General features: G+C 47.2%; 13 protein-coding genes and 2 tRNA genes. 9 read left to right on the top strand and 6 right to left on the bottom strand.

What is annotated here, in order from left to right; all coding sequences use genetic code 11:
* Positions 1–177 precede the first annotated feature (177 nt).
* The 4 genes from ACTHY5_RS08690 to ACTHY5_RS08675 form a co-directional block, all read right to left on the bottom strand.
* Positions 178–254, bottom strand: a tRNA-Val gene (locus tag ACTHY5_RS08690).
* Positions 255–268: 14 nt separating this feature from the next.
* Positions 269–345 (bottom strand) — tRNA-Val (locus ACTHY5_RS08685).
* 101 nt (positions 346–446) lie between these two features.
* Complete coding sequence (locus ACTHY5_RS08680) at positions 447–1,439, bottom strand: DUF3080 family protein (RefSeq protein ID WP_441878740.1); 993 nt, start codon at positions 1,437–1,439, stop codon at positions 447–449.
* On the bottom strand, positions 1,429–2,808 hold the full coding sequence (locus ACTHY5_RS08675; RefSeq protein ID WP_441878742.1) for an MATE family efflux transporter: 1,380 nt from the start codon (positions 2,806–2,808) through the stop codon (positions 1,429–1,431). The genes ACTHY5_RS08680 and ACTHY5_RS08675 overlap by 11 nt, the downstream gene beginning before the upstream one ends.
* Before the next feature lie 172 nt (positions 2,809–2,980).
* Here ACTHY5_RS08675 and ACTHY5_RS08670 point away from each other — a divergent pair, with 172 nt between their 5' ends.
* Positions 2,981–3,586 (top strand): riboflavin synthase subunit alpha, encoded by a 606-nt coding sequence (locus ACTHY5_RS08670; RefSeq protein WP_441878738.1) that lies wholly within the window; start codon positions 2,981–2,983, stop codon positions 3,584–3,586.
* Positions 3,587–3,721: 135 nt separating this feature from the next.
* Here ACTHY5_RS08670 and ACTHY5_RS08665 read toward each other — a convergent pair whose 3' ends face one another.
* Complete coding sequence (locus ACTHY5_RS08665) at positions 3,722–3,925, bottom strand: CPXCG motif-containing cysteine-rich protein (RefSeq protein WP_441878736.1); 204 nt, start codon at positions 3,923–3,925, stop codon at positions 3,722–3,724.
* 105 nt (positions 3,926–4,030) lie between these two features.
* Positions 4,031–4,777 carry a pteridine reductase gene (locus ACTHY5_RS08660; RefSeq protein ID WP_441878734.1) on the bottom strand — a complete coding sequence of 249 codons (747 nt, stop codon included), beginning with the start codon at positions 4,775–4,777 and terminating at the stop codon, positions 4,031–4,033.
* 175 nt (positions 4,778–4,952) lie between these two features.
* Here ACTHY5_RS08660 and ACTHY5_RS08655 point away from each other — a divergent pair, with 175 nt between their 5' ends.
* The 8 genes from ACTHY5_RS08655 to ACTHY5_RS08620 form a co-directional block, all read left to right on the top strand.
* Complete coding sequence (locus ACTHY5_RS08655; RefSeq protein WP_441878732.1) at positions 4,953–5,402, top strand: TerB family tellurite resistance protein; 450 nt, start codon at positions 4,953–4,955, stop codon at positions 5,400–5,402.
* A gap of 233 nt (positions 5,403–5,635) precedes the next feature.
* Entirely contained in the window at positions 5,636–7,570 is a 1,935-nt protein-coding gene (thrS, locus tag ACTHY5_RS08650) for a threonine--tRNA ligase (protein ID WP_441878730.1), read from the top strand.
* Complete coding sequence (infC, locus tag ACTHY5_RS08645; protein ID WP_208005431.1) at positions 7,567–8,109, top strand: translation initiation factor IF-3; 543 nt, start codon at positions 7,567–7,569, stop codon at positions 8,107–8,109. Before thrS ends, infC begins: the two co-directional genes overlap by 4 nt.
* A 74-nt stretch (positions 8,110–8,183) precedes the next feature.
* Complete coding sequence (gene rpmI / locus ACTHY5_RS08640; RefSeq protein WP_441878728.1) at positions 8,184–8,378, top strand: 50S ribosomal protein L35; 195 nt, start codon at positions 8,184–8,186, stop codon at positions 8,376–8,378.
* A gap of 14 nt (positions 8,379–8,392) precedes the next feature.
* Positions 8,393–8,749 carry a 50S ribosomal protein L20 gene (gene rplT / locus ACTHY5_RS08635; RefSeq protein ID WP_441878727.1) on the top strand — a complete coding sequence of 119 codons (357 nt, stop codon included), beginning with the start codon at positions 8,393–8,395 and terminating at the stop codon, positions 8,747–8,749.
* A gap of 156 nt (positions 8,750–8,905) precedes the next feature.
* Positions 8,906–9,889, top strand: a complete 984-nt coding sequence (gene pheS / locus ACTHY5_RS08630) for a phenylalanine--tRNA ligase subunit alpha (RefSeq protein WP_441878725.1) — start codon at positions 8,906–8,908, stop codon at positions 9,887–9,889.
* 15 nt (positions 9,890–9,904) lie between these two features.
* Complete coding sequence (gene pheT / locus ACTHY5_RS08625; protein WP_441878723.1) at positions 9,905–12,292, top strand: phenylalanine--tRNA ligase subunit beta; 2,388 nt, start codon at positions 9,905–9,907, stop codon at positions 12,290–12,292.
* A 1-nt stretch (position 12,293) separates the two neighbouring features.
* On the top strand, positions 12,294–12,588 hold a 295-nt coding region (locus tag ACTHY5_RS08620), incomplete at its 3' end, for an integration host factor subunit alpha (RefSeq protein WP_441878721.1).

Here is a 12,588-nt window from a genome sequence, read left to right as displayed (position 1 = left end):
CAGGGACGTCATGTGCTGAGCGCCACAGGGAGGTGCTTGCAGCGTGTCGGTGGAGGAGGCCCTTTGTTCGGCCTGTACTGTGAAGCTAAATAGATCAGCTAGTTTTCCAGATTGGTATAAGTGCTGTAAGTGATGAGAAAGCAAAAAGCCCGCTCAGTGAGCGGGCTTTTTAATGTGTGGTGCGTCCTAGTGGATTCGAACCACCGACCCCTACCATGTCAAGGTAGTGCTCTAACCAACTGAGCTAAGGACGCAGCGCATTAATGATTGGTACGCCCTAGTGGATTCGAACCACCGACCTCTACCATGTCAAGGTAGCGCTCTAACCAACTGAGCTAAGGGCGTATACTGCATTAAGCGAGCGCCATACTAGCCAAGGCATGGGGAGGAGGCAAGCCTTTTTTGTGGTTATACAAGAAGATGCAATGCAATTGTCTGAGTTGTGGTCAAAGTGGTGAAAGTTCGCACCGTTTTAAAAAACGCTGCCACACCTTGGCGTGCTCAAGGGTCAGTTGCCGATAACGGACATACACCTGACTGTTTAGCCCTTGGGCCACCTGTTGGCGATAATGTTGCATCAGATCTTGCTTCTCGTCTGGTGGTGTGAGGCTAAGGGCGAGTAAGGGCGCTAACTGCACAAACTGGCGATCAATTTGCCCTAAGTAGCGCTGAATGTCTTTTATATAATAATGCTGCATGGCGTTGCGTAAACGTTTAGCGTCTTCTGCCCCTGCTCGGCGACAATCAACAGTGCTTAACTGCTGCAAAAACTCTGTGCTCTGCTCAAGATAATGAGCCGCACTGTGCAGTGAGTAAAACAAACGACCTAAGTAATGATTTTGATATAAGCCTGCCAGTGCCTGATTGAGTAATTCGCCACTCATGGGTTGAAAGGGCGTCTTATGGTGTGTTTGCTGATACAGATCAGCAAACAAAGACCAAGCGTGCAGTGTATCTTGATAGCCGGGCTGTTGTTGAAAGGGCAGTGTTTGTTGTCTGGGGGTGAGGGCGGCTCTTAGCTCTGGCTCTGCTATCATCATATTCCAGAAAAATCCGGGTAATAGCGGCTGTTTTTGTTCACTAATGTTAGCAAGCCAGGTTAGCAACTCAGCATCGGCATGTTGAGCTTGGCAGGCTTGCAGTCCATATTGAAATTGCAGGTGATAGAGCAGTTGGCCTGCTGCACTTTGGCTTTTGCCTACTGGGCCGTTATGTTCGGCCACCAATTCAAATAAACCCTCGCATTGCCCCAGTTGCAGGGCATCTAACACACCACTGCTAATTGGCTCTTGATGAGCGACAAGTAAGCGCTGGTTAGGTAAATCTGGCAGCGCGGGCACCGGCGTTAAGGTCGGCTCGTCCACTTGTAATACATGAGCCAGGCGTGCTAAATAGGTTTGAAAGTGACTTTCTAGCTCATTTTTAGGGCTACATGCCATCAACCAAAGGCAGATTAGCCCGACTATTATGTTCGACCCGCGCATAAATCACCCGTAATCGCCAAATTAATGAGAAAGCGGCTATGGATAATGCAATTAAAAAGCCCACCCAAAACCCGTGTGGTCCCATGGCGGGCACTAACCAATCTGTCATGCCCAATATTATGCCAATGGGTAAGCCGCATAACCAGAACGACGCAAAGGTGATATAAAAGATAGTTTGTGTGTCTTTATAACCCCGTAAAGCCGCTGCGGCAATCACCTGTGCCGAGTCTGAAATTTGATACAAAGAAGCCAGCAACAGTAAGCTTGCGGCTAGCTCAAGTACATCGCTGTTATCGGTATAAATGCCACCTATCCAATAACGTCCAGCCACGGTTGACAGTGCACACAATAATGCAATAAAGCAGCCAAACACAATCCCCACAATGCTAATGAGCTTAGCACGCTGTGCTTGGTATTCGCCTAGGGTATGACCGACGCGAATGGTGACCGCCATGCCTAAACTGAGGGGGATCATAAAAATAATACTAGAAAAATTAATGGCTATTTGATGACCGGCCACAATTTCAGTACCTAAAGGCGCTAATAGAAGGGCGACGACCGTAAATAAGGTCACTTCACAAAAAATGGCCATCGCAATAGGAAAGCCAAGGCGAAACAATCGGCCTATTTGCGGCCAATTGGGCGCGGTTAGCCGAGACAGTACGTTAAAGGGTTGTAATAAGGGAGACTTATGGGTGTAAATGACCATGCCCACTAGCATGACCCAAAAAACTAGCGCTGAGGCATAGCCACAGCCTACAGCCCCCAATTGTGGCAGGCCCAGTTTACCGTGTATCAATATGTAGTTGGTGGGGATGTTTACCAGCAAGCCAATAAAGCCGATGATCATAGTGGGCAAGGTAAAAGAGAGCCCTTCACTAAAGTTACGCAATACTTGATAGAGTGCATAGGCGGGCATGCCCCATAAAATGGCGTGCAAGTAACCAGCGGTTTTCTCCGCGAGTAATGGCTCTACATTCATCCAGTGCAGCGCCAGTGGTGAGTAATATAAGGCGAGCATGGCGGGCAGAGTGACCAATAGCGTCAGCCAAAAGCCTTGATGCACGGCACCGGCCACTTCACTTTGGCGACGGGCGCCATTTAATTGCGATATAATGGGCGTTAGCGCCATAATAACGCCTTGTACCAATAAAATGAGCGGCAACCAAAAACTGGTGGCAACGGCGACCGCCGCTAAGTCGGTGGCACTAACTTGGCCGGCCATAATGGTATCAACAAAGCTCATTGAGGTTTGTGCGACCTGAGCCACTAAAATAGGGGCGCACAAGCGCATTAAACGAGGAATTTCGAGCAAATAAGGCATTAAGCGCATGGGGTTTCTCACGGCAGTAAAAGAGCGATATTGACGCAAGCTTGGGCGTCTTTAATGGTAAAGTACTGCATATTTATCATTGGCTGGGAATATAACCTTGGTGGGGCGTTTTTCCCACTATTTTTAACTTATTTTTGTTCATTATTATAGTAAAGGAAGCAGCATGTTTACCGGAATCGTACAAGGTCAAGGCACAGTATTAGATATTATCGAAAAAGCCGATTTTCGTACTCATATAGTCCAATTACCTAGTGCATTATTACCCGGCCTTGAACTAGGTGCCTCTGTGGCACACAACGGCTGCTGCTTAACGGTGACCGCCATAGAAGGCGAGGCAGTCAGTTTTGACCTGATGCAAGAAACCTTGCGGGTCACTAATTTAGGCCAATTAAAAGTGGGCAGTCAGGTGAACCTGGAAAGGGCGGCTCGCTTTGGCGATGATATTGGTGGTCATGCGATGTCTGGCCATATTATCGGCATGAGTGCGTTATTGGAGCAGCAGGTTACGGAGACCAACACCACCTTGTGGTTTACTTTACCTGAGTCCCTGGCTAAATATGTGTTTACCAAAGGTTATATTGGCATAGATGGCATTAGTCTAACGGTAGGCGAAGTAACATCAGACCGCTTTGCCGTGCATTTGATCCCAGAAACCCTTGAGCGCACTAATTTAGGGCGCATTACCCCAGGGGTTCAGGTCAATATTGAAGTTGATCCCCAAACTCAAGCGATAGTTGATACTGTTGAGCGGGTACTTGCCCAGCGATAGCTCTAATACCAATAATCAAGCCAGAGGGCAGACGCTCTAGATATCGTCCTATCATAAGGGCGTATTTAGAGCGTTAATCTTTACATTGCTGTATTATGCCAACATGCAAGTGTTGATATTACAATATAGTAACGGTTAAAAAATCTGCTCATCGTCAGCATCAACCCTAAGTTCAACCTCATCAGTTTGTTCATTGCACACCAAGGTTAAATGCATAGGGTGGCAGCATGCGCTGCAATCTTCGATGTAGTCTTGATCTCCGCCACTGGCGTCTAGTGTGATACTAATGTGTTCAGCGCAATGGGGGCAGCGAATGGTTTTTTCAAAAAAGTGTTCCATTAATACTCCTGTGCTAACAATACAGCCTGTCTTTCTATACTAGCAAAGAAGCACTCGGCTGACCGCCGGCTATAACAGCCAGCCAAATAACGCCGCCCCTGTATGCTACGCCTCGCTTAATCCTCGGCTAGAGCGACCACCGTCTAGGGCGATGATTTGTCCGGTTAAATAGGTCGGTCCTGCCAGTAAAAATGCCACCGTTTCGGCAATTTCCTGGGCTTGGCCCAAACGGCCCATAGGAATACTGCTTAATACCTGCTGTTTTTGTGGCTCGCTTAGCTCATGTTCGGGCCAAATAATGGCCCCAGGGGCTATGCCATTCACCCGAATGTTAGGGGCTAACTCATTGGCAAGACCTCGGGTGAGGGTGGCGAGAGCATTTTTTGCCATACTATATAAAAGATGATCTTGTAAGCCCTTTTCAGCATGAATATCGACCATATTCACAATTGCTCCCTGAGAGGCTCGCAGCGCAGGCAATAAGGCTTGAGTTAAAAAGTAGGGCGCAGCAGCATTACTGCCCATCAGATCTTGCCATTGTGCAGGGCTGCTCTTGCCTAAAGGGGTGGGGTAGAAACTTGAGGCATTATTAATTAACCCATTCAGTTGTCCAAAACAATTGACTGCGCGTTCGGCCATGGCGGCCAGTTGCTCCAGTTGTGTTAAATCTTGGCAAATAAGCTGTACGCTATTAGGCCTGCGGGCATTCAGCTCTTGTTGCAAGGCCTGTGCTGCAGTCTCGCTCTTATAATAATGCAGTACTAATCGATAACCCAGCTGGTGCAAGTGGCGGCTTATTTCGGCTCCTATGCGCTTAGCAGCACCGGTCACCAATATCACAGGGGCAGACATGAATTCTCCTAGCGGTGATAACTAAAAAGTCGATTTTAGTCGTACAGCTCAATTGATTTGTTAACAAAGAGCCCATAGTGTTTGTAAGATGCTCACTGAGATTGCGACATATCTGTTAGCTTAACAGCGTAACCCTCTAATACCTAAACCGTTGCCGAAGAGGCTAGGAGTGCAAATGCTAGAACAACTTAAACAATGGTTGACGATAGATGATAGTGCTGCAAGTACACATAACGCGGCTAACAAAGACATGGCCATTACTGCTTTATTAAGTCAGGTTATGTTGGCCGATGGCGAAATTAACCCCGTAGAGCAACAACAACTTGAACGCTTAGTAACTAAACTCACGCAGCAAACCCCGGCTGTTATCCAGCAACTATTAGCGCAAAGTCGCGCACAACGAGACGATGTGGTCTCACTTTATGAATTTACGTCTCAGTTAAAAAATCTACCCATAGCAGAGCGAGAAGACATTTTATATAGCTTGTGGGCGTTGGCTTTTAGTGACGGCACATTAGATCCTGAAGAAGAAGGGGTGATCCGCCAAGTGGCCGAATTATTATATGTTCCGCACAGTCGCTTTATTTGGCTAAAACAACAGGCACAAGAGAAAGCTGATTTATAAAAACCCAAAGAGATAAAGCGGTTCAGCTTGCCTGTACAAGGCTAGCAGCAATAAGGTGATTCTGATAATATGCGCCCCCTCAATCTGTGTCGCCCTTATTGAATATAAAGGCGTACCACTCTGGCCACGTACGCCAGCGTGATTGAACGCAATGAAGCTTGTACATAATCTGGGTTCATTTTCATATACTACATGTGCGCTTTGGTAGGGTGCACCACTGTTAAGGACAATTCATGCCGACAATTACTCTTCCCGATGGCAGCCAACGCCACTTTGATCATGCCGTATCTGTGATGGATGTGGCGTTAGATATTGGTCCAGGTTTAGCCAAAGCCTGTATTGCTGGACGTATCGATGGTCAGCTGGTTGACGCTTGCGAATTAATTGAAGCAGATGCACAACTTGCCATTATTACCGCGAAAGACCAAGAGGGCTTAGACATACTGCGCCACTCTTGTGCTCACCTGCTGGGTCATGCCATTAAGCAACTTTGGCCACAAACCAAAATGGCGATTGGTCCCGTTATTGATAACGGTTTTTATTATGACGTAGACCTAGACCATACTCTAACCGAAGAAGATATTGCTAAGCTTGAAAAGCGGATGCAAGAGTTAGTAAAAACGAACTATTCGGTTATTAAGAAAAAAGTAAGCTGGCAAGAAGCTCGCGATCTCTTTGCACAGCGGCATGAACCTTACAAAATAGAAATCTTGGATCAAAACGTCAGCCAAGACGACCGACCAGGTCTTTACTATCACGAAGAATACGTGGATATGTGTCGTGGTCCTCATGTGCCCAGCATGAAATTTTGTCAACATTTTAAACTGCAAAAGACCTCAGGTGCTTATTGGCGTGGCGATTCAAAAAACAAAATGTTGCAGCGCATTTACGGCACCGCTTGGGCCGATAAAAAAGCCCTTAAAGGCTATTTGCTGCAACTAGAAGAAGCCGCTAAGCGTGATCACCGCAAAATTGGTAAGCAACTCGACTTATACCACATGCAAGAAGAAGCACCCGGCATGGTGTTTTGGCATAATGACGGCTGGACCATTTTCCGTGAGCTAGAGCAATTTGTGCGCGATAAGCTACGTGAATACGATTATGAAGAAGTAAAAGGTCCATTAATGATGGACCGCCTGATGTGGGAACGTTCTGGACACTGGGAAAAGTACGCCGATTACATGTTTACCACCAGTTCAGAAAATCGTGATTACGCCATTAAGCCCATGAACTGCCCAGGGCACGTACAAATTTTTAACCAAGGCTTAAAATCTTATCGCGATTTACCGCTGCGTATGGGGGAGTTTGGTAGCTGTCACCGTAACGAGCCCAGTGGGGCATTGCATGGGTTAATGCGCGTGCGTGGCTTTACCCAAGACGACGCCCATATCTTTTGTACCGAAGAGCAAATACAGTCTGAAGTGTCCGATTGTATCAAGCTTGTGTATGACACTTACCAGACCTTTGGCTTTAATGACATAGTGGTTAAACTGTCTACGCGCCCAGACGAGCGCATTGGCAGTGATGAAGCTTGGGATCAAGCAGAGCTTGCATTGCAAGATGCGCTAACTGCCGCCAACATCGAATATGAGTTACAGCCCGGTGAAGGGGCCTTTTATGGTCCTAAAATTGAGTTTACGCTGCATGATTGTCTGAATCGTGCTTGGCAGTGTGGTACAATACAACTCGATTTCGCACTACCTGGCCGCTTAGGAGCCAGTTATGTAGGTGAAGATAACGAACGGCATGTGCCGGTTATGATTCACCGTGCTATCCTAGGGTCAATCGAGCGTTTTATTGGTATTTTAATAGAAGAGTATGCGGGCCTATTTCCAACTTGGCTGGCTCCCACTCAGGCAGTGGTACTCAATATTACCGATAATCAGGCCGATTACGCACTCAATCTCACAAAAAATCTGAATAATCTTGGTATTAGAGCCAAAGCAGACTTGAGAAATGAGAAAATAGGCTTTAAAATCCGTGAACATACTCTGAAGCGGGTACCTTTTATGCTGGTTTGTGGCGACAAAGAAGTTGAAGCCGGCAAGGTAGCAGTACGTACCCGGAAAGGACAGGACTTAGGCACCTTCGATATCGAAGAGCTGAGCTTGCTATTACAGCAAGAAGTTCGTACTCGCGGAAAGAAAACAGTGGAGGATAGGTTATAAAAGGCGCTAAAAGAGGGAGCAAACCAGCTCCTCGCAATCGACTGAATGAAGAGATCCGACTACCAGAAGTTCGCTTAGTCGGCCTCGAAGGCGACCCTTTGGGTGTGGTTCCTATTGCTGAAGCATTGGAGACTGCAGCCACTGCTGGTGTAGACTTGGTTGAAATCAGCCCCAATGCCGAGCCGCCCGTTTGCCGTTTAATGGATTACGGCAAGTTCCTCTACGAGAAGAGCAAGGCGAGCAAAGAACAAAAGAAAAAGCAAAAACAGATACAGGTGAAGGAAATTAAATTCCGTCCCGGTACTGACGATGGCGACTATCAGGTAAAGCTACGCAACCTGGTTCGCTTTTTAGAAGAGGGCAACAAAGCCAAAATCACACTGCGTTTTCGTGGTCGTGAAATGGCGCACCAAGACCTCGGTTTCGATTTGCTCAACCGTATAAAAGCGGATTTGGACGAATTGGCCGTAGTTGAAGCCTTTCCAAAAATGGAAGGGCGTCAAGCTGTTATGGTGCTAGCCCCAAAGAAAAAACAGTAAGGTTTAACAAGTAGCTGGGTAATGTTACTCAGCTCACCTTGTCTGTTTGTTATTATTAACAATGCGGAGTTATTATGCCGAAAATGAAATCGAATAAAGGTGCTGCAAAGCGCTTTAAGAAAACCGCGAGTGGCTTTAAGTGTAAGCAATCACACACCAGCCATATCCTCACAAAGAAGAGCACCAAGCGTAAGCGTCAACTGCGCGGAACTAACTTGGTAGAAGCAGCTGATGTTGCTCAAATTTCTTCAATGTTGCCTTACGCTTAAGAGGATTCTAAAAAATGGCAAGAGTTAAACGTGGTGTAAACGCTCGCGCGCGTCATAAAAAAGTATTAAAGCAAGCTAAAGGTTACTACGGTGCTCGTTCACGCGTTTATCGCGTAGCAGTACAAGCAGTAACTAAAGCGGGTCAATATGCATATCGTGACCGTCGCACCAAAAAACGTCAGTTCCGTCAACTGTGGATTGCGCGTATTAACGCTGCAAGCCGTCAGAACGGTCTTTCATACAGCCGCTTCATCAATGGTTTGAAAAAAGCCTCTGTTGAAATCGACCGTAAGATCCTGGCTGATATCGCTGTACACGACAAAACCACCTTCACTGCTTTAGTTTCTAAAGCAAAAGAAGCGCTGGCATAAGTCGTTAAGTCGATAACATAAAAAAAAGGAGGCTTAGGCCTCCTTTTTTGTTGTCTGCAATTAAGTTCTATGGTGGCAGAAAAGCCACAAATCCTTTATTATCAATACCTTCAAATTTTTTAGTGTCTGCGTACGCGGGCAAGTGACGAGGAATACATGGATCAGCTGCAAGACGTAATCGTCAAAGCACAGGCGGAGATCCTGGCGGCCAGCAACGCCGGTGAACTAGATGAAATCCGGGTGCATTACATGGGTAAAAAAGGTTTTTTTACCGAACAATCTAAGGCCTTGGGTAAGTTATCAGCCGAAGAGCGTCCCGCTGCCGGCCAAGTGATCAATCAAGCCAAAAAAGCGGTTAATGATGCCATTAATAGTAAGCGCGAAGCGCTACAATTAGCGGAATTAAACCAAAAGTTAGCATCAGAAACGCTCGATATTAGTCTGCCGGGCCGTCAACAAGCCGTGGGTGGTTTGCACCCAGTAACGCGCACCATTAAACGCATTGAATCATTTTTTGGTGAGCTGGGCTTTCAGGTTGCTGAAGGGCCAGAAATTGAGGACGATTTCCATAACTTTGATGCGCTCAATATTCCAGCACACCATCCTGCACGCGCCGATCATGACACCTTTTACTTTAATCCTAAGCTGATGCTGCGTACCCAAACCTCGGGTGTGCAAATTCGCACTATGGAACATCAAGCGCCGCCGATTCGTATTATTTCACCGGGCCGCGTTTATCGTAACGACTACGATCAAACCCATACTCCTATGTTTCATCAGGTAGAAGGTTTATTGGTTGATGAAAACGTTAGTTTTGCTCAATTAAAAGGCGTATTGCACGACTTTTTAAATAACTTCTTTGAAGAAGACCTGCAAATTCGTTTTCGCCCGTCTTACTTCCCTTTTACCGAGCCTAGCGCCGAAGTGGATGTGATGGGCAAAAATGGCAAATGGCTAGAAGTATTAGGCTGTGGCATGGTGCACCCTAATGTATTGCGCTCTGTGGGCATAGATCCTGAGCGTTACAGTGGTTTTGCCTTTGGTATGGGCGTTGAGCGATTAACCATGTTGCGCTACGGCGTAAACGACTTACGCGCCTTCTTCGAAAATGATCTGCGTTTTCTTAAGCAATTTGGTTAAGCGGCTGGAGCAATAATGAAATTTTCAAAATTATGGCTGGAAGAATGGGTTAACACCGGCCTCAACACAGAAGCGCTTGCCGAGCAAATTACCATGGCAGGCCTTGAAGTTGACGGCGTAGAGCCAGCAGCAGGCGATTTTACCCAAGTCGTGGTGGGCGAGGTAGTAGAGTGTGGCCAACACCCCGATGCCGATAAACTGCAAGTGACTAAAGTGAATGTCGGCGGCGATGAATTACTGGATATCGTCTGTGGTGCACCTAACTGTCGCCAAGGGCTAAAAGTCGTGGTGGCGGTTGTGGGCGCTGTATTACCCGGTGACTTTAAGATCAAAAAAGCCAAGCTACGCGGCCAGGCTTCTCATGGCATGCTGTGCTCTTACAGCGAAATAGGCATAGATTTAGACTCAAGTGGCATTATCGAACTGCCAGCCGATGCCCCCATTGGCACCTGTATTCGGGAATACTTGCAGCTTAATGACGATATTATCGAAATCGATCTCACCCCCAACCGGGCCGATTGTTTAAGCATTGCCGGTGTGGCCCGTGAAGTAGGGGTGCTAAATCAGCAAGACGTTAACTGGCCTGAAATTCCTGCGGTGACCGCCACCATTGACGACTCGGTCAATATTCATCTCGCCGCCCCCGATGCTTGCCCGCGTTATTTAGGCCGTGTGGTTAAAAATATAGATGTGTCGGCACCCACCCCATTATGGATGCAAGAAAAGCTGCGCCGTAGTGGCATTCGCAGCATAGATGCGGTGGTGGATATTACCAACTTTGTATTGTTGGAATGGGGCCAGCCCATGCATGCCTTTGATCTTGCCACCTTAGAAGGTGACATTCAGGTGCGCATGGCTGAGTCTGGCGAAACGCTGACTTTACTCGACGGTAATGAAGTGACATTACAGCCAGATACCTTAGTGATTGCCGACAATAAGCAGGCGATTGCAATGGCGGGTATTTTTGGCGGTGAGGCCACAGGTGTGACCGAGCAAACCCGTGATGTATTACTAGAGTGCGCCTTCTTTAATCCATTGTCTATTACTGGCCGTGCCCGCCATTATGGCTTGCATACCGACTCCTCACACCGCTTTGAGCGGGGGGTTGATTATCAGCTGCAACATAAAGTGATGGAGCGAGCAACGGCACTCTTGCTGGACATTTGTGGCGGTGAAGCCGGCTCAGTAGTGGAAGCCGTAGCAGAAGAGCAGTTACCCAAGGCCAACACAGTTAGCCTGCGCCACGCCACATTAAACAGCTTGATCGGTATTGAAATTGCTGGTGAACAGGTGAGTGATATGCTGACCCGTTTAGGGCTAGCAGTCACCACCACGGCTGAAGGTTGGCAGGTACAAGTACCTAGCTATCGCTTTGACATTAGTATTGAAGAAGACTTGATTGAAGAAGTTGCCCGCATTTACGGCTACAACAATATTCCCGATCAAGCGCCAGTGGCAGGTTTAACCATGTCACAGCACAGTGAAGCTAAGCTACCGCTTAATCGCATAAAAGATGCCTTGGTTGATTTGGGTTATCAAGAAGCCATTACCTACAGCTTTGTGGATCCTAAACATCAAACCTTAATGTTTCCTGAAGTTAATACCATGGTATTGCCACATCCTATTTCGGCTGATATGTCTGAAATGCGTGTGTCACTGTGGCCGGGTCTTATTCAAGCGGCGGTATATAATCAAAATCGTCAGCAGCCTAGATTGCGTCTGTTTGAGCAAGGCTTAACCTTTATACCCGATGAAAGCGCCGAAAACGGGGTGCGTCAAACTCCCGTATTAGCCGGTTTAATCATGGGCTCTGTGGTAGGTGAGCATTGGGGCATGGCCGAGAAAGTGGTGGATTTTTACGATATAAAAGGGGATGTTGAAAGCCTGCTAGGCTTAACCGGACAGCCATTGGAATTTTCCGTTACCCGAGCCAATATCAGTGCGCTACATCCTGGTCAGTCTGCGGCATTAGTCTATCAAGGTCGCGAAGTAGGAACCTTAGGCGCCGTGCACCCAAGCTTATTACGAAAGTTGGGCTTAAAGTCTCAGGCCTATGTGTTTGAGGTTGAGTTGGGTCCGCTCACCCAACGTTTTGTGCCACAAGCGGGCAGTGTTTCTCGTTTTCCGGCGAACCGTCGTGACTTAGCCTTGGTAGTAGAGCAAAATGTTGCAGCAGGCGATATCCTTGATTTAGTTAGGAAAGTTGGCGGAAGTCAGTTAGTTGGCTTAAACTTATTTGATGTATACCAAGGTCAGGGCATTAGTGATGGCAAGAAGAGCTTGGCGCTTAGCTTGATATTACAAGATGCTCACCGTACTTTGGAAGAGAAAGAAATTGCTGATACGGTCACCCGTATTGTAACGGCACTTTCTGACGAGTTTGATGCTTCCTTGAGGGATTGATATGGCATTAACCAAAGCCGATTTAGCAGAGCAGCTGTTTAGTGAGCTTGGGCTATCTAAGCGCGATTCTAAAGAGATGGTAGAGGCCTTCTTTGAAGAAATACGCGTATCACTTGAGCAAGGCGAACAGGTTAAAATATCCGGTTTCGGTAACTTTGAGTTACGTAATAAAGGGGAGCGCCCAGGGCGAAACCCTAAAACTGGAGAAGATATACCGATATCTGCACGCCGCGTGGTGACCTTTAAGCCTGGGCAAAAGCTAAAAGCCCGAGTCGAGCACTTGTCACAACTTGATG

The sequence above is a fragment of the Oceanisphaera sp. genome (assembly GCF_052084945.1).
Classification (GTDB): Bacteria; Pseudomonadota; Gammaproteobacteria; order Enterobacterales; family Aeromonadaceae; genus Oceanimonas.
Note: the sequence above shows the minus strand (reverse complement) of the source record. Positions and strands in the feature narration are given on the sequence as shown.

Bases quoted from the DNA above. Each gene is read 5' to 3' on its own strand.
- ACTHY5_RS08655 (WP_441878732.1), top strand. From the start codon at position 4,953: ATGCTAGAACAACTTAAACAATGGTTGACGATAGATGATAGTGCTGCA.
- pheS (WP_441878725.1), top strand. From the start codon at position 8,906: ATGGATCAGCTGCAAGACGTAATCGTCAAAGCACAGGCGGAGATCCTG.
- rplT (WP_441878727.1), top strand. From the start codon at position 8,393: ATGGCAAGAGTTAAACGTGGTGTAAACGCTCGCGCGCGTCATAAAAAA.
- ACTHY5_RS08665 (WP_441878736.1), bottom strand. From the start codon at position 3,925: ATGGAACACTTTTTTGAAAAAACCATTCGCTGCCCCCATTGCGCTGAA.
- ACTHY5_RS08675 (WP_441878742.1), bottom strand. From the start codon at position 2,808: ATGCCTTATTTGCTCGAAATTCCTCGTTTAATGCGCTTGTGCGCCCCT.
- ACTHY5_RS08660 (WP_441878734.1), bottom strand. From the start codon at position 4,777: ATGTCTGCCCCTGTGATATTGGTGACCGGTGCTGCTAAGCGCATAGGA.
- thrS (WP_441878730.1), top strand. From the start codon at position 5,636: ATGCCGACAATTACTCTTCCCGATGGCAGCCAACGCCACTTTGATCAT.
- ACTHY5_RS08670 (WP_441878738.1), top strand. From the start codon at position 2,981: ATGTTTACCGGAATCGTACAAGGTCAAGGCACAGTATTAGATATTATC.
- pheT (WP_441878723.1), top strand. From the start codon at position 9,905: ATGAAATTTTCAAAATTATGGCTGGAAGAATGGGTTAACACCGGCCTC.
- rpmI (WP_441878728.1), top strand. From the start codon at position 8,184: ATGCCGAAAATGAAATCGAATAAAGGTGCTGCAAAGCGCTTTAAGAAA.
- ACTHY5_RS08680 (WP_441878740.1), bottom strand. From the start codon at position 1,439: ATGGCATGTAGCCCTAAAAATGAGCTAGAAAGTCACTTTCAAACCTAT.